The sequence below is a fragment of the Pseudomonas sp. MPR-R2A5 genome, from assembly GCF_058793055.1.
Genome location: NZ_JBXAFK010000054.1, coordinates 1 through 17,345, shown reverse-complemented (window position 1 = coordinate 17,345; position 17,345 = coordinate 1). Strand labels below are relative to the sequence as shown.

Sequence of the window (17,345 nt, the reverse complement as noted above, 5' to 3'; positions counted from 1 at the left end):
AATCAGACGGTCGCAGGCAGCGAAGACTCAAGGTTCGCCAGTGCATCGACCTGCTCCAGGGACAGCACCCGACCGACATCCAGCAACAGCACGAAACCGCTCTCCAGCTTGCCGATGCCCAACAGGAAATCAGCCCTGACGTCGGTACCGAAGTTCAGCGAGGGTTCGATGTCCTGCCCGGCGATCTCGAGCACTTCGCTGACCGCATCCACAATGATGCCCACCGGCTTGCGCACGGCATTGGTCTGCACCTCGAGGATCACAAAGCAGGTCCTTGAGGTCTGTACGGTGCGTTCGCCGCGAAAGCGCACCCCCAGGTCCAGTATGGGTACCGCGGCGCCTCGCAGGTTGATCACCCCGCGAATGCTGGGGGGCAACAAGGGCACGCTGGTGATCGGCCCATACTCGATGATCTCTCGTACGTTGAGCGTGCCGACGGCGAACATCTCCTCCCCCAGCTCAAAGGTGAGGTACTGGCCTGGGCTCGAGGCCGTGGCATTGCCTGGATTTTCGATGGATAGCGCCATGATTCACCTCGGATCAGTTACTGTCCGCCTGCGCCTGGGGGCGCGGCCGTTCGCGTCACACTTTCATCAAGCCGGCCATCTCATCGACACACAAAACATGCTCAATTTGCAGCAGCGTGACAAAGTCGCCTCGCACCTTGGTCATCCCCCGGATGAAGTCGGTGCGAATGTGATTACCGAAGGCGGGGGCGGGCTTGATATCCGCATCGAGTATCTCGATCACTTCGCTGACCGAGTCCACCACCACCCCCAGGACCTGGGACTCACCCTCCTTCGCCGCCTCCAGGATGACAATGCACGTGCGGCTGCCCAAGACCGTCGTCCCCTGGCCAAACCGGGCCTTGAGGTCCACCACCGGCACCACCGAACCGCGAAGGTTAATGACCCCGCGCAGGAACGCCGGCATCATCGGCACGCTGGTCACCTGGTTGTATTCGATGATTTCGCGAACACTCAGGGTGTTGACCGCATACATCTCCTGAGCCGCCAGGAAGGTCAGGTACTGCAAGGGTTCCTCGACTTGCAGTGGTGGCTCGAAAGTGCCCGACATAACGGCTGAGGCACTCATGGGTCAACTCCCGAAGCGGACGAAACCACCGCTCTCTGAATGGCTGTCCTGATCATGGGTGAACGTCGCACGGCTGGTGGCGGGCATCGAGACCGTCCGCCCGGCGCGCTTGGTCTGTACGGTGAAAAAGCCCATCAGTTCCTGCAACTGCTCGGCCTGGCCGCTCATCTCCTCGGCCGTCGCAGCCAGTTCCTCGGAAGCCGACGCGTTTTGCTGGGTCAGTTGGCTCATCTGCGACATCGCGCTGTTGATTTGCTCGGAGCCGATGGATTGCTCTTCGGAGGCGGCTGCAATTTCCTGCACCAGGTCCGACGTTTTGGCGATCGACGGCACGATCTCGTCCAGCAGGTTGCCCGCGCGTTCAGCCAAGGCCACGCTGTTCTTGGCCACTTCACCGATTTCCTGCGCGGCAATCTGGCTGCGCTCGGCCAGTTTGCGCACTTCTGCCGCCACCACTGCGAACCCCTTGCCATGCTCCCCAGCACGCGCGGCTTCGATGGCGGCGTTGAGCGCCAACAGATTGGTCTGGTAGGCAATGGAATCGACGATGCCGATTTTCTCGGCGATGGTCTTCATCGCTGCCACGGTATCCTTGACGGCTCGACCGCCTTCGGACGCTTCCTTGTTGGCTTTGCCCGCCATGCCATCGGTCACCTTGGCATTCTCGGTGTTCTGGGCAATGGACGCCGACATTTGCTCCATCGATGCCGAGGTCTGTTCCACCGATGCGGCCTGTTCGGACGCCGATTGAGCCATGCTCTGGGCCGTCGCGGAGATCTCTTCCGAGGCACTGGACAGCGAGTCCGCCGAGCCGCGCACTTCGGCGATGATTTCCGAGAGTTTTTCCACGGTGCCGTTGACGGAGTGCTTGAGCTCCAGGAACTTGCCTTGATAGTCGCCGTTGATGCTACGGGTCAGGTCGCCGCCGGAAATCGCCGACAACACCTCCATGGCTTCGGTAATCGGCACGATGATCGCATCCAGCGAACCATTGATGCCGAGGATGATGCGGCGGAAGTCACCCTGATGCCGTGTCACGTCAGGGCGGGTGTCCAGCTTGCCGATCAGCGCGCTGTCACTGATCTGGCGGGTGTCTTCGATCAGTGCCTGGACGTTAGCCCGCAGTTGCTCGATGTTCTCGTTGATAAAGGCTTTTTTGCCTGGGAACCGCTCAAGCGGCGCCGACAGATCGCCTTCGCCGAACGAACGGATACAGGCCATGGCCTTTTTCTTCACGCTGATATGGCCGCTGACCATGTCATTGATACCCTGGCCGATATCACGGTACGAACCCGAGAAGCGATCCACATCGATCATGACGTCGATGTCACCTTTTTCGTGCTCGCTGGACATGTGTTGCATCTCATTGATCAGCGCCAGGATAGTGGTGCGCAACAGCTCGATGTTTTCGTTGATAAAGGCTTTTTTGCCTGGGAATCGCTCAAGCGGCGCCGACAGATCGCCTTCGCCGAACGAACGGATACAGGCCATGGCTTTTTTCTTGACCGCGATGTGGCCGTTGACCATATCGTTGATGCCCTGGGCCATGGAGCGATAACTGCCATGAAAGCGGCCAGCATCGATCTGCACGTCAATGTCACCCTTGTCGTGCTCACTGGACATACGGTCCATCTGCTCGATCAATTCATGCAGGCTCGCGCCCAACTGCTGCATGCTCGCCATCAGGCTGGTGGTGTCACCCTGGCGCAGCGTTGCCTTTGCCGTCAGCTCGCCGGCGGACAAACGTGCAGCGAAGGCTCGAACCACCGACGGCTCGGCACCGAGCTGGCGCATCAGGCTACGCCCCAGCAACCCACCGATCAGCAGGGTTGCCAACAGCGTCAGGCCACTCACCAACAGGATGATGTAGCGTGCATTCTTCTCGGTGGCGGTCGCGAGCAGTTGGCCCTTGCGCCCCAGTTCCAGGTTGTATTCGCGCAGATCACTGATCGCCGTCAGCGCCGCGTTTTGCAAGGGCTGGCTCGCCTCGATCAAGGCACGGGCCGAGGCTTGATCGCCGCTGGCGACGAACGTGTCGAAACGCGCCTGCAAGCTGGCGAACTCCTCCAGGCGACCACGCAGTTGCTTCAACAGTGCGGTGTCATGGTCGTCGGAGATCAACTCGGCCTGATAGTGATCCAGGGCTTTGGCAATGACACTGAAACGCTGGGCCACGCTCTCGGCGTAACTCGGCACGACATTTTTCTCGGGATCGTTCAAATGCTGCCATTGCAAGGCATGAAGGTCGGTGAAGGCCGCGGCGGCACGGTCGATGTCCAGCAAGCTGGGGACCGTATTGGCATTGGCATAACTGGCGCTCGTATTGATTTTATCGGTCAGGTAAAAGCTGGTGCCGCCCAACACGACAACACCCAGTACGGCCGTGAAAACCAACAACATGATGTTTCTGATAACGGTCATGGCGAGGAACTCCTGATGACGCTTCATTGAGTCGATAAAGGACTTGGGATCGAACGGTGGGTGGCGTCCTTGGCAACGAGTCCTAACAGATTGGGTATATCCAGAATCAGGGCGACGGCTCCACTGCCAAGGATCGTGAACCCGCCCAGTCCATGGGCCTCACCAAACACTTTGCCCAATGGTTTGATCACGGTCTGAAACTCCCCTTGCAAGCGATCGACCACCAGGCCGGCACGCAGGCCTGCGTATTGCACGACGACCACGTTTTCTCGGTTACCTCCAAGTTCTTGCACATCAAACATGTCCCGTAGGCGCAAGATCGGCAGCACATCGCCCCTGAGGTCCAGGTAGCCGGTGCCTGCCGATTGCTCCGGCGCCAGCTCGATGCACTCCTCGACCATGTTCAGCGGGATGACATAGGAAGCCTTGCCCACCCCGATCAGGAAACCGTCGATGATTGCCAGCGTCAGCGGCAGGCGAATGCGCACCGTGGTGCCCTGCCCTTCTTCGCTCTCGAGGCTCACGCTGCCGCGCAAAGCCGTGATATTGCGCTTCACCACGTCCATGCCCACGCCGCGCCCCGACAGGTTGCTGACCTGGTCGGCGGTGGAAAAACCCGGCTCGAAAATCAGATTCAGAATGTCTTTGTCCGCGGGTTGCTGGCCTTCGCCCACCAGGCCACGCTCGCGGGCCTTGGCGAGGATTTTGTCCTTGGCCAGGCCACCGCCGTCGTCCGACACCTCGATCACGATGCTGCCGGATTCGTGATAGGCATTCAGGCGCACCGTGCCCTGGGCCGGCTTGCCACGTTGCAGGCGCGTGGACGCGGGTTCGATGCCATGGTCCATGGCATTGCGCACCAGGTGCGTCAGCGGGTCGCCGATACGCTCGACAACCGTCTTGTCCAGCTCGGTCTCGCCACCGCCGATGTGCAGCACGATGTCCTTGCCCAGCTCTTTGGATACGTCCCGCACCACACGCTGGAAACGCGTGAACGTCGCGCCGATCTGCACCATGCGTAACGTCAATGCCGAGTCACGGACCTCCTCCACCAACCGCGACAACAGGCTGGTGGCCTCGATCATCTCGCCAATCCCGCTACGCACCGCCACCAGGTTGGCTCCGGCGCCGGCGATGATCAGCTCGCCGACCAGGTTGATCAGTTGATCCAGCTTGCCGGCATCGACCCGAATCAGGTTGCTTTCATGACTCGCTGCACTCTTGCCGGCCTTGATCACCGGCGTGTTCGAGTCCTGTGTTGCATCAGGCTCGTCGCGCGTCTCGGCCGCTGCGTGCTTGCCCTCCTGAGCGACGAGCACGGCCTGGGGCTCAGTCAATGTGCCGCAACGCACCAGCAGCTCGAGCAACGCAGCCTTGTCTTCCGGCAATGCATCGATGTGCGCGCGGCAGGCTTGGACAGTGGCGTGGGGTGCGAGGATCTGCACGATCGCGTCGTCGCGCACAAAATCAAAGGCGCCGTCGATGACCTCACGGGAAGCGTCGCTGGCCAGCGCGAGTTCAAACCCCAGGTAGTTGGTTTCCGGGTCCATGGACGCCAGGGGCGGCAACGCGTCGAACAGGCTGACGGTATGCAGCAAGCGCCCCAACGTGCTCAGGTAGCGCAGGAACGCCAAGGGGTCCATGCCATTGCGCAGGACATCCGGGCCAAAGCGCAGGGACAAATGCCAGTGGCCAGGACTTGCCCCTTGCTCATCCGTCGACGACGGCTCCCCTTTAGGGGTGGGCGAAGCGGTCGCGACCGAGCCGTCCAGGTACAGGGCAAGCCGCTCACCCAGGCGTTGGCCCTGGACCTGCAACGGTTCGTCCAATCGATCGAGGTTGCCATCCTCGGCCAGCAGGTCGATCAATTGGCCGATATGGTCACGGGCGTCGAGGAACAACGCACTCAACGCCTCGTCGACCCGCACTTCCAGGCTGCGTACCCGATCCAGGACGCTTTCGGCGACATGGGTGAACTCAACGATGGGCATCAAGCCAAACAAGCCGGCCGAGCCTTTGATGGTGTGGGCGACGCGGAACAGGCCGTTGATGGTGTCCAGGTCCTGCGGCGACTTCTCGATCTGTAGCAGCGCATCTTCCATCTGCAACAGCAGTTCGCGACTCTCGGCAATGAAAGTCTGCAGCACGTCATCCATGTTCATGGGCTGGGCCATACGATCATGCTCCGACCGACAGGGGGAAAGAGGCATTGGTGAAGTAGTCGTCAAGGCCGCTGAGCCGTATCGCTTCGGTCACCGTCGGGCTGGGGTTGCTCAGCAACAACTGCGTGCCCTCTTTGAGCGACTCGCGCTTGATGAGGATCAACAGTTGCAAGCCGGCGCTGTCCAGTTCGTCGACATTGGACAAGTCCAACTCGACCTCATGGGCCAGGGGAAACAACGACAACAACACGTCTTTTTGTTCAGTCGCCGTGTAGATCGTCAGGGGGCCTTCCATGACCTGGATACGACGGAGCATCGGGGTGGGGCTTTTCATGGAGACCTCCTGGCCAGCAGTCGCTGGTCATCGCTATGGCAGGATCAACTTGGAGACGGCGGTAAGCATTTGTGCGGGCTGAAAGGGCTTGACCATCCACGCCTTGGCACCGGAAGCCTGGCCTTGCTGCTTCATCGCATCACCGGCCTCGGTGGTCAGCATGATGACCGGCGTGAACTTGTAGGCCGGCAGCAGCTTGGCGGCCTTGACGAAACTCAAGCCGTCCATGTTGGGCATGTTCACATCACTGACAATCAGGTGGATTTTGCGGCCGTCCAGCTTGCTCAGTGCGTCTTTGCCATCACAGCCTTCGATGACGTCATAACCGGCGCCTTTGAGCGTGATGCTCACCACCTGCCGGATGGAGGCCGAGTCGTCGACGATCAGAATGGTTTTGCTCATCGGAAAAACTCCTCTAGAAAAAGGTGATTTCGTTGGCCTCGGCCTTGGCGTGCGGCTGACCGTCATGAATGGCGTGCTGCTCCGGCATCGTGTAAGCCGTTGAAAGCTCTTGCAGCCAACGGTCACTGCGCATCGGAGGGAGCGCATGCCCACTCAGGCTCGACGCTTGGCGCTCGTCCAGTTGCTGCTGCAGCTTGCCCAGGTCGCCGGTAATCAGGGTCAACATCTGGCTGACGCGATCCTGGAACTGCAAGGCGACCAGCACCTCGGCAATCTCGTCGGCGACGCCGGCACTCTGCTGCTGCAAGTCATGGCTGTTGCGTACGACGGTCTGGGCGGTAGCGCGAAAATGTTCGATGACCTGAGAAACCACGCGCTCCGAATCGGCGAGGGTCTCGGTGTCTTGCTCGGCGTGATGGCGGGACATCTGCACCGTGCGGGCAATCGCAGCGTTGACGGTTAGCACGGTTTCACTGATCTTGCGCCCGGTTTCGCCGGACATGCTCGACAACTTGCGCACCTCATCGGCGACTACCGCAAAACCTCGCCCGGCCTCACCGGCTCGCGCCGCTTCGATGGCCGCATTGAGGGCCAGCAGGTTGGTTTGACTGGCGATGTCACCGACGAACTTGGCCATCTGCTGAAGTTGCTCGGTGAAACCCGATAGCTGCATGACTTCCTTGAGTTCGCTCTCTTTATTCGACAGCGCGGTGCGCAGGGCCACCACGATGGAGTTGAGGTCCTGCTGGCCGACTTCCAGCAAGTCGACCAATTGTTGGGAGGCGTCTTGCCCGCCATTGCTGGCCACGCTGTGGCTGATGTTCGAGGACAGCGTGCCGAAACGTTCGCTGAGCTTGAGGATGGAGGTTTCGCTGATGGCTCGAGCCGCTTCTATCTGCCGCGACCAGATCGGAAGCACGCTCAGGCACACGTCTGCCAGGCCGTTATCGACGGCCAACGCCGCCGAGGCCACTGCCGGCTGATCGAGCTGCTGGCGCAGGCGGGCCCACTGGACCTGGTAGCCCCGGTTCGCCCAAAAGCCCAGGCCGATGCACAGCGCCAACAACAGACTCGCCACGCCCACTGACCACGCACTGAAGCCATTGCTGTAGGCAACTGCCAGGCCACCGAGCAGACCGGCCAAAGCCACGGGAAACAGCGTCAAAGCGGTCGAAGGCGGGGTGGTCTGTTCGCTCACGGTCTGTCTCCCATTCAAAGCATCTCGTCGCCGGTTGATCGGCTGTTCGATTGCCTGAGACAGATGCTGGCCCAATAATGGCACCGCTGCCATCGGACCATCCCTATTCTGGGGTAGGGATACCGGGAGTCCGGGTAGGAAAATCCCTACCCGCGGGGGTTGATCACGAAATACCCAAGGTCATGGCGAAGCGCACAATGTCTGCGGTGGAGCTGAAACCCATCTTTTCCATGAGCCGCGTCTTGTGGGTGCTGACGGTCTTGTTGCTGATGACCAACTGCTCGGCAATCTGGTTGACGCTCATGCCATGCGCCAGCAAGCGCAGGATCTGGAACTCGCGATCGGACAGGCTTTCCACGTAGGTGTGTTGCTTCAAGCCACTGCTCTGCAGGGCAATCTGCTCGGCCAGGTTGGGGTCCAGATAGCGTTGACCACTGGCCACGCGACGCATGGCAGCCAACAGCGTCTCGGGGTCGCGGTCCTTGGTGAGGTAGCCGAGCGCACCGGCGCGCAGTGCGCGTTGCGCGATGTGAATCTCGTTATGCATGCTCAACACCAGGATCGGCAGATCCGGGTACTGGGTATGCAGCCGGGCAATCAGGATCTCGCCACTGATACCCGGCATGTTCATGTCGAGCAGCAGCAGGTCGATCTCGACCTGGCGCAACAGCTCGATCACTTGGGTACCACTCTCGGCTTCGGCCACCACCTGGACGTCGGCGACCAGCATGAACAACTGCTTGAGCCCTTCGCGCATGATGGTGTGGTCATCGGCAATCAGCATGCGAATCATCAGTACGTATCCTTGTGCATCGGAATGAACGCTTGCACCGTAGTGCCGTGTCCGGGATGGCTGAAAATAATCACTTTGCCGCCCAGCATCAGGCCACGCTCGCGCATCCCGGCCAACCCTAAGGTCTTGCGGCCAACGGCATCCGGGTCAAACCCCTTGCCGTTATCCTGGACCTCCAGCAGCCAGTGGGTTTCCTGCGGGCTCAGGGTGACGCTGACCTGTGTCGCTTCGGCGTAGCGAGCGATATTGGTCAACGATTCCTGCACGATGCGAAACGCTGCGGTGATGTGGGTATCGGGGAGCGTCAGGGGAATCGAAGGCAGGTGCAACGTGCAAGGAACCCGGGTCAGGGTGACAAACTCGGTTGTCAGCCATTCCAGGCCGGAGACCAGCCCCAGGTTCAGCGCAGACGGCCGCAGGCTGGTGGAGACATCCCGTACGACCTGGATGGTCTTATCGGTCAGTACCATCAGCCGCTCGACCTGCGGGGTAAGTTCGGGCGTGCTGGCACCGAACTGAAACCTCAACAGCGATATGCCCATGCGCAGTGCGGTCAGGTGCTGGCCCAGTTCGTCATGGATTTCCCTGGCGATCAGTTTGCGCTCCTCTTCGCGCGCCGTTTCGCGGCGGGTCGACAGATCACGCAACTGTGCATTCGAATTGGCCAGCCGCCGCTCGGCAGCACGCAGCTTGGAAATGTCGCGCCCCACCGCCAGCACGCTGACTACCCGCTGGCCGTCGACCTCCGGCACAAAGTGGATCAGCACGACTTTGGGCGCGGCCTTCAACCCCGAGAGGAGAAACTCCTGCTCCGTCGCTTTATTCTGCTGGATCACCTGAGCCACCAATTCGCGAAACAGCTGAGCCTGGTTGTTCAGGGGGGCCACCGCATCCATGGGCATTCCGATCAGTTCCGGCCACGCCCCGCCCACCCATTTTTTCAGCTGCGCATTGACGTACAGCACTTGGCCATGCGCACTCACGCGCACGATAGCGTCCGGGCTGTTTTCAACCAGGGCGTTGATGTCGTGCTGGCGTTCGAGTTCTTTCTGCCGAGCCCTGGCCAACAGGGTAATGTCGCGACTGATCACCAGGATCCGCGGAGCCACCCGGGCCGAGTCCGCTACCGGCACCAGGGTCAAGTGCAGTTGACGAACTTCGTCACGCAGCACCATGCCCTCATCCGACTCGATCACGCGTCCGACCACCGTGCATTGCTCACAAAGCGCCTGGATTTTTTGCGCGCTCAACCGACCAAAGATCGACGCCAGGCTCTCATCGATCACCTCGCCATGCGCTTTGCCCAGCGCGCGCAACAACGCAGGGTTGACCTCGACGCAACGCAGGTCACCGACCGAGGTCATTTCCAGCAGGCACAGCATGTCCAGGGTGTGGTCGAAAATGTCCCGGTAACGACGCTCGCGCTCCCGGAGTAACGACTCCGACTGCCAGCGTTCGATGGCGATCGCCGCGATGTGACACGTCTGGCGTACGCGCAGGATATCGCTCTCATCCGGCTCGTCGCCGGGAGACAGGGACAACTCGAAAATGCCCAGGACGCGCCCTTGTTTGTCGACGATCGGTTCGGACCAGCCAGCAGCGGGACTGGATGCCGCCAGTCCAGCAGAGGCCTTGTACGTCGCCAGTCCGATGCCGAGCGGCTCTGCCAGCCGTACCCCGCAGGACCGATGGGGCAAGGCCATTTGCAAATAGCCCACCAGCAACGCCAGCGTCTCCTCCAGAGCCCCGCCGGTCGCCATTTTTTCGAAAATCCCCAGGCGCGCGTCTTCCAGGACCTGTTGCTTGCGCAGCTCGGTAATGTCGTGGGCCAGCGCCAGCACGCCGATCACCTCACCGGTATGACTGCGCTCGGCCATCAGGCTGACCGCACAACTGACATACTCGGTACTGCCCTCGAAGGTCCAACTGTCGAGGAATTGCGCCGTTTCCCCCGTCGCAACCACATGACGCAGCTGGTTGAGATAGTGACCTGCGCCCTCGCCAGGGCTGACGCCTATCGACTCGTCATAAGACCGGCCGGTCAAGAGCAGAAAGGTCGGGTTGACGTAAGTGCGTAACAGATTGCGGTCGTAGCGAACAATGATGTTGGGTGAGTTTTCCGCGAGGGTGAGAAATTTGAGTTCGCTGCCCATCAAGGTTTCGCGAAGCTGCCAATTCTCGGTGATGTCCTCCAGTTGGGACACGAAGCAGACCGGCTGGCCTTGATCATCCCGTACCAGGCCCACGGTCAACCTGACCCACACCACGCGCCCGTCGCGATGGATATAGCGTTTATGCAACGTAGCGCCTGGCCTTGCACCGCGCTTGAGTTCGTCGATCAACTGCTTGCCGACCTCGCGGTCCTCGGGGTGGGTCAGCGCCATGAACGTGGTGGCTTGCAGTTGCGCCTCGCTATAGCCCAGCAGCGTGCAGATGACGCCATTGGCCCGTAGCCAACGACCGTCCAGCGCCACCAGCGCCAGGCCGGTACCCGAGGAATCGAAAATGGACCTGAGCGGAATGTCCGAGAAGCTTTCGGTACTCGATTGCAGGGGCGATGGCGCCTGGCGGGCAATGACCTCGACAATAAAATAATCGTCGCGCCATACCGTGAGCGAGATGTCCAACCCGCACGACACCCGGCTCAACGCCGCGAAAACAGCGCGCGTTTTCCCCGCCGCCTTTTCCAGGGCAGCGTAAAACAACCCATGGTCTTCGGACCGCAGGAGGGAGATAAATTCGCAGCCCGTGGCGGGGCGAACGCCGTTTTGGATTTGCAGATGTGAGAACGCGGGATTGCCTGCGACCACCCGAGCAGCTCGATCCAGCGCGACCACAGCACCTGACAGGCAGGCGAGCACGCTCTCGAGGGTTTGCAGCATTTCATCGTCAGCCACTACAGCTCCTTTGCCTGTCCTTCGCGAATGATTCTTCCCTGTGCTTCCTGCGGTAAAACACTCAGCAATGACTGGATGGACTATCGCGCCACCGACTTGCCTGGCCTACGCCGACCAGTCGGCCTACCGCAGGCTGGAGCATTTGTGTGGTGACGCCTGGAGCTTTTCCGAAATAATTTGTAATCCTTATCTGAAGGGTAGCTCAAGATCAAAAATAACGACAGGGGGCTACCCGTGGTACGCGTTGATAACCATTGGCAGCCACCCTGTTTCGCCCCTGATTACAGCGCTGAAGCGGGCCGCCGGCAGGCATTGAACGGCGGGATTCGCCCGCGCCAGGGTTGGGCGCGCTCCAACTGCGCGGCGAGTGCGAACAGGGTACTTTCCTCGCCAAAACGACCGGCGAAGTGCGCGCCCATCGGCAAGCCCGCAGCGCTCCAGTACAGCGGCACCGACATCGCCGGTTGCCCGCTGGCGTTGAACACCGCCGTGAACGGCGAATAACTGTGGAAACGCTCAACCAACGCCTCCAGGCTCAAGCGATCGTCTTGCAGGTCCAGCTCACCTATCCGTACCGGTTCACGCGCTAACGTTGGCGTGAGTATCACGTCGTAGTCCTGCATGAACATCGCCAATTGGCGGCCCAAGGCATGTATCCACTCCACCGCCCCGGCGTACTGCGCGCCGCTGACGTCGCCCTTGGTGCGCAGAATGATCCGGGTGCGCGCCTCCAGTTCCTCAGGCCGTACCGCACATCCGCGCATCTGGCCCAACACCTCGACGTAATGCCGGGTACCTGCACCAATGATGGTGAAGACCTTATCGAGAAACTCCGGCAGCACCACCGGCAACGTGGCCGGCTCAACACGATGGCCCAAGGCTTGGCACACACTGGCAGCCTGGCGCACGGCGTCCACAGACTCATCGGAGGTCGGCCAGGGTCCCAGTTGCTCGACCAACGCAATCCGCAGCGGTCGAGGGTCACGTTGCACTGCGCAGACATAGGGCTGTGCCGACAGGGGGGCCGCGTAAGGGGCGCCCAGGTCGATCCCGGCCGTGGCATCCAGCAACGCGGCGCTGTCACGGACCGACAGGGTAATCCCATGGGGGGTGCCCATGCCGGCCCAGCCCTCGCCAATCATCGGCCCCGACGGCAGCAGGCCACGGCTCGGCTTAAAACCAAAGACACCGCAACATGACGCAGGGACGCGCAAGGAGCCGCCACCATCGTTGCCATGGGCAAAGGGGACGACACGGGCAGCAACCAGGGCCGCCGCGCCGCCGCTGGAACCGCCCGCGCTATGCTCGAGGTTCCAGGGGTTGCGCGTCACGCCAAAGCGAGTGGACTCGGTGGAGTAGGACGTGCCGAATTCGGGAGAGGTGCTGGTGCCGAGAATCAAACAACCGGTGCCGCGCAAACGGGTGACTATTTCGGCTTCAACGTCTGCGCGAGCGCCTCCCAACGCCAGCGAGCCATTGGTCATCGCGGCCCCCTTGACCGGCGAAAACAGGTCCTTGACCAGGGTCGGCACCCCGGCAAACACACCGTGAGCGGGTCGCGACGCGCGTGCCGCCTGCCGTGCCGAATCGTAGAGCCGCTCGGCCACCGCATTCAGCTGCGGTTCGATCCGTTCGATACGCTCAATCACCGCTTCCAGCAGCTCGCCGGGCTGCACCTCACCACGCCTGACCCACTCGGCCAAACCGGTGGCGTCCTCGCTGTCCAGCAGGTTGTGGATGTCCATGTTCATCTCCTATTAATTATGAATGACTTGATCTGAATGCCTGGGTGAGCGCTTTGCGCCGCGCTTGCAGGCCTGCCAGGGCCCATGCCAGGGCCGAGGCGAAGCTGGCGCAGGCCAGCCACAGGATTGAACGACGTACGTCACCCGAGTAAACGCTGAGCAAGGCCACCACCAGCGGGCTGACAAATTGACCGAAATACAGAAAAGCCGTGAACCCGCCCAAACCGCGCCCGCGGGTTTTCGCACTCAGGGCATTCATCACCGGCGCCATCGCGTTAGGCACCAGAAGCCCGGCGCCCAGGCCGTGGATCAGCACTGCCAGCAACACCATGGTGTAGCTCGGCGCTCGCACCAGCAGCCACAACCCCAAGCCCAACAGGCTCAGCAACAGCGCATTGCAGCCGGGGATACCGATGCTCCGGCGCAACAGCGGCCAGGCTAACGAACCGCCCAGGGTCGCCAGCAGGCTGCCCCCCGCCGACAGCCCGATCATCGTGCTTGAGGTAACGCCGAGGCTGACGAGTAAAACCGGCGCCTGGATCGGCACGATAAAGCTCAGGACCATCCCGCTGAGGATCAGCAGATAACCGAGCACCAGGGGCAGCACGGCCACCCTGCCCTGTTCAGCCACCTCGACGGGTTGGCGGGCGACCGCGGGTTCCCACAGCACCTTGATCATCATCGGCACCAACAACAGTGGCAGCAGGTACAACAGGAATGGCAGGCGCCAGGAGTGTTCGCCCAATGCGCCGCCCACCACATAGAACAGCGAGCCGACCAGACCGATGGTGACCACTTGCCGATTGATGTAGCGCAGCCGCTCCTCGCCGTGCCAATAGTCGGCAATCAGCGTGGCGCAACAGGTCATCACCACCGCTTCCGCCGCGCCGAACAGCAGGCGTACACCGACGATGGAGGGCAAGTTATCCAGCAGGGCCGGGATGGCTCCGAGCACGGCATATAACAGGGTGGCGATCACCAGCAACGCCTTGCGCCCGACCCGGTCGGCCAACCAGCCGGCCAGGGGCGCGCACAGCACAATCGCCAGTGCCGGCCCGGTGACCGCCAACGGCACCAACAAGTCGGCACGCGGTTCCAGCGGGCCGAACTCGGCACCGAGCTTGGGCAGGATCGGCGCCACCATGGCCGCGCCCATGATGGTCAGGCTGCTGCCCAGCATCAGCACCAGCCCTTCACGGCGCCCGGTGGCTTGCCGTGGTGCGGGAAAATCGGAATGTGATGAGTTCATGGCCAGCCCCTTAGAAGCTTTGAGAAATACGCAGCGCCACGGTGTAACCCTCGGCACGGTTGACGGCGTCGGTTTCCTTGTAGGCATGCAGCCACACGGCCGGCAGGCCGGGCTTGAAGTAGCTCACTGCCGGGCCGACGGCCAGCACCCGCGCGCGGTTGCCCGATTGCAGCCCGGGCGCATCGTCGTCGGTGAACTGGCGGTAGTAGTAACCCCCCAGGCCCAGGATCCACGGCCCCACATGCTGACCGACGGCAAACTCGTGCCGATACTCCACACCGCTTTTGTAATCGGTGGCAGGGTTACGGGTGTTGACGTCGACTTCAAAGCTGGAAGAAACCTCAAAGCCACTGTCGGTGATGTAAGTAGCGTTGACGATCGGCGAGAACGTCCAGTGATTGAGCCCTGGGGAGACCAGACGATTCTTGTCGTAGTCACCGGTGGGCGTCTGGATCTGCAACTGGGTGTTGATAAACAGATTCGGCGACAGATTCCATTGCAGGATCACCGGTAGAAATTGCACGTCGGCCAATCGAAACGGATCGGCTTCCAGGTTCAGCGGGCCGGCCGGTGTCGGTACCTGGAGGGAAGCGTCCATCTTGAAAAATGGCACCACCATGCCGAACCCATAGTTAGCGCCCAGCACGGTGTGATCCGTCATGCGCATATACGCGGCCGCGATGGACAAGACATCCAGAGAAAAATGGTTGTCAACTGAACGCCCGTGGCGATCTTTCTGCACATTGGTCGAGTAAAACGCTGTTCGCACCCCCACTGTCCCAAAAGGCGTGGCGGGCGGCATCATCCCCGCGCCGAAATCGTAGACACCAACGGCCGTGGTCGGCGAACCATTCTCGGTGCCGTGCACACTGGCGCAGCAACCGACCAGTCCCAGCGTAAACAGCGTCACACGCACGGTGCTTGCATTATTCTTGTTAATCATCGAATGCCCCTCCCATCAAGTGGTGTGGGCCATCCTAGTAACGCGTGACGTGAGCCGGTTATCCGTTTTCAGCAGAGTTGAGTGCGACGCAGGGTCTGTGAAGGGCTTTCGCCGAACATCGTGCGGTAATCGCTGGAGAACCGGCTCAGGTGCCAGAAACCCCAGCGCGCCGCCACTTCCTGTACGCCATGGGCTTGGGTGCTCATTCGCAGTTCACGTCGCACCGCATTGAGGCGCAGCGCACGCAGATAAGCCACCGGGTTGATCCCCAGGGTTTCCTGAAAACAGTACTGGAGCTTGCGTCGGCTGGCGCCGATGTGATTGCACAGGTCGAGGATCGACAGCGGCTCGTCGAGGTGACTCAACGCGTATTCGCGGGCGCGGTCGACCATCCTTTTGCGAGCCGTGGGATTGAGCGGCGGCGCTTGATCCGGCGCCACCAATTCCAACAAGTGCAGCATCACCGCATCGCGTATGCCGCGACGGATCGAGTCATGCCCCAGCACCGCATCACGCCCCTGATCGCAGCCCGCCAGTTCATCGAATAGCGCCATGAGTTCACGTTGCACCGATGAGTTGCCCAGGCGGTAACACTTGGGAAGATCGGTAATTCGAAACTGGCTGCCCTGACGATCCAGGACATGCTCCAACGCCTGTTCTTCAATCGCCACACTGAGCAAATCCAAGTGTTGTGGCGTGAGCAGTTCGGGAAGATTTTCGCCATGGGCGACCAGCAGGCTAGGCTCATGGATCGGATGCCCCGAACAATACAGCGCGCCGCTGGCACTCAGGGGCAAGCTGAACGTGATCGCGCCTTTCCAGGCCGTTCCCCTTTTGATCATGGCCTGATTAGAGCGGTCGCGTGCCAGTTGCATCCAGCCCGAGCGGAATTCGATCAGCTCCCCTGTAAAGGGGCCCGGTGATAGTTGGTCATAGCGAACGTGCCAACCGTCCATATTACGAGCGTGCTCATCGATGTCGTTCGTCTGCCAACGCTGGAAGGGTAATGTCGATCGAACCAGCGCAGAGGCGGTGGGCACCAGCATATTGTTGTTGTTCATTGACCGAACCTTTTTCAGTTGCAAGGCTTACGGGGCGGTTATTACGCAAGTTCCATTCCGCCCTGTGGGGGGTTTGCGCATTTGTGCCGAAAATGGATAGTGGGGGGGGGGGTTGCCAGGGGTGGGGATCTACAGGGCTTTGGTGTGGCCCTGAACCTGTGGTGGCTTGGGAGCCTATGACTATCTAACTGATGCTCCGCGGCTTATATGTGGGAGGGGCGGTGCGACGATTCGACTTGCCCCCGATGGCGGCCTCGGGGCCGACCAGGATGTTGGAGTGGAATGAGTACATATCCGTTGCTGCGGTAACGGCTACTTAGGGTTCCGCTCTTACAGCGGGTCACTTTTGGAAGAGCGCTGTATGGACCGGACACATGGTGGACACATGTGCGGGGACATGGTTGACACATTATGGACCATAGTCAGGTTTGCTCACGTCGATCGTTCGTAGGAAGTGATGGCAGAAAAACACGTCAAACAGTCCATCACCTTCAGTGTTGGGCCGTATTGCGATGTGATGCCCAGCCAAACCTTTGGCGATGCTGAAGTAGCGTTTCTGAAAACGAAAACGGCTGTGATAAGCCTTGGCTAATACGTCGTCCGGTCCGTACTCAACGGTTGGTAACTGTTGCGGATAAGCCCATGGGCTGGCTCTATACCGGTCCATAGGCACCTTGTAGTCCAGCGCCTGATGGGGCCGTTGCAGGTTATAAACATCACGCCACCGATCAAATGCTGCTTGAGCTTCCTTGAGCGTGGAAAACTGACGCCCTTCAAGTACTTCGGCCTTGAGTGAGCGATGGAAACGCTCAATCTTTCCATTGGTTTGTGGGTGGTAAGGGCGGCTGAAACTGATCCGAATACCCAGACGAATCAACCAGATACTCAGCTCTGTGATTTCACCAGGGTTACGTGGAGAGCCCCAAGGCGGTCCGTTATCAACGTTGATGCGAGCCGGTAATCCGAAGCGCTGGAATACCTCGGTCAACCTTTCCTTCACCGTGGCTCCACGCTCGTTATCACAAGCTTGAATAGCCAAACTGAA

14 protein-coding genes and 1 pseudogene are annotated in these 17,345 nt (G+C 60.7%); all 15 read right to left on the bottom strand.

Annotated elements, in window-relative coordinates; all coding sequences use genetic code 11:
* Window positions 1–2: 2 nt before the first annotated feature.
* The gene (locus AC1Q6I_RS29080; protein WP_069075672.1) at window positions 3–527 is read right to left on the bottom strand and encodes a chemotaxis protein CheW; all 525 of its coding nucleotides are present in this window, start codon (window positions 525–527) and stop codon (window positions 3–5) included.
* Between the two features lie 55 nt (window positions 528–582).
* Window positions 583–1,095 carry a chemotaxis protein CheW gene (locus AC1Q6I_RS29075; RefSeq protein ID WP_223840712.1) on the bottom strand — a complete coding sequence of 171 codons (513 nt, stop codon included), beginning with the start codon at window positions 1,093–1,095 and terminating at the stop codon, window positions 583–585.
* 3 nt (window positions 1,096–1,098) lie between these two features.
* Complete coding sequence (locus tag AC1Q6I_RS29070; protein WP_431196647.1) at window positions 1,099–2,133, bottom strand: methyl-accepting chemotaxis protein; 1,035 nt, start codon at window positions 2,131–2,133, stop codon at window positions 1,099–1,101.
* An 87-nt stretch (window positions 2,134–2,220) separates the two neighbouring features.
* A pseudogene (locus AC1Q6I_RS29065) lies at window positions 2,221–3,516 on the bottom strand (MCP four helix bundle domain-containing protein); the annotation flags it as partial.
* Between the two features lie 23 nt (window positions 3,517–3,539).
* Entirely contained in the window at window positions 3,540–5,690 is a 2,151-nt protein-coding gene (locus AC1Q6I_RS29060) for a chemotaxis protein CheA (RefSeq protein ID WP_173903826.1), read from the bottom strand.
* A gap of 4 nt (window positions 5,691–5,694) precedes the next feature.
* On the bottom strand, window positions 5,695–6,012 hold the full coding sequence (locus AC1Q6I_RS29055) for an STAS domain-containing protein (RefSeq protein ID WP_102624675.1): 318 nt from the start codon (window positions 6,010–6,012) through the stop codon (window positions 5,695–5,697).
* Between the two features lie 33 nt (window positions 6,013–6,045).
* Window positions 6,046–6,414 carry a response regulator gene (locus AC1Q6I_RS29050; protein WP_024074638.1) on the bottom strand — a complete coding sequence of 123 codons (369 nt, stop codon included), beginning with the start codon at window positions 6,412–6,414 and terminating at the stop codon, window positions 6,046–6,048.
* Window positions 6,415–6,427: 13 nt separating this feature from the next.
* Window positions 6,428–7,705 carry a methyl-accepting chemotaxis protein gene (locus AC1Q6I_RS29045; protein ID WP_102624674.1) on the bottom strand — a complete coding sequence of 426 codons (1,278 nt, stop codon included), beginning with the start codon at window positions 7,703–7,705 and terminating at the stop codon, window positions 6,428–6,430.
* Window positions 7,706–7,775: 70 nt separating this feature from the next.
* A complete protein-coding gene (locus tag AC1Q6I_RS29040) occupies window positions 7,776–8,405 on the bottom strand; it encodes a response regulator (protein ID WP_024074636.1) in 630 nt (209 codons plus the stop codon).
* Window positions 8,405–11,302 (bottom strand): sensor histidine kinase, encoded by a 2,898-nt coding sequence (locus AC1Q6I_RS29035; protein WP_256581281.1) that lies wholly within the window; start codon window positions 11,300–11,302, stop codon window positions 8,405–8,407. The genes AC1Q6I_RS29040 and AC1Q6I_RS29035 overlap by 1 nt, the downstream gene beginning before the upstream one ends.
* A gap of 281 nt (window positions 11,303–11,583) precedes the next feature.
* The gene (locus AC1Q6I_RS29030) at window positions 11,584–13,047 is read right to left on the bottom strand and encodes an amidase (RefSeq protein WP_102624673.1); all 1,464 of its coding nucleotides are present in this window, start codon (window positions 13,045–13,047) and stop codon (window positions 11,584–11,586) included.
* 16 nt (window positions 13,048–13,063) lie between these two features.
* On the bottom strand, window positions 13,064–14,296 hold the full coding sequence (locus AC1Q6I_RS29025) for an MFS transporter (RefSeq protein ID WP_102624672.1): 1,233 nt from the start codon (window positions 14,294–14,296) through the stop codon (window positions 13,064–13,066).
* Window positions 14,297–14,306: 10 nt separating this feature from the next.
* On the bottom strand, window positions 14,307–15,239 hold the full coding sequence (locus tag AC1Q6I_RS29020) for a SphA family protein (protein ID WP_102624671.1): 933 nt from the start codon (window positions 15,237–15,239) through the stop codon (window positions 14,307–14,309).
* A gap of 68 nt (window positions 15,240–15,307) precedes the next feature.
* The gene (locus tag AC1Q6I_RS29015) at window positions 15,308–16,300 is read right to left on the bottom strand and encodes a helix-turn-helix domain-containing protein (protein WP_102624670.1); all 993 of its coding nucleotides are present in this window, start codon (window positions 16,298–16,300) and stop codon (window positions 15,308–15,310) included.
* 409 nt (window positions 16,301–16,709) lie between these two features.
* On the bottom strand, window positions 16,710–17,345 hold a 636-nt coding region (locus tag AC1Q6I_RS29010; protein WP_492618411.1), incomplete at its 5' end, for an integrase core domain-containing protein.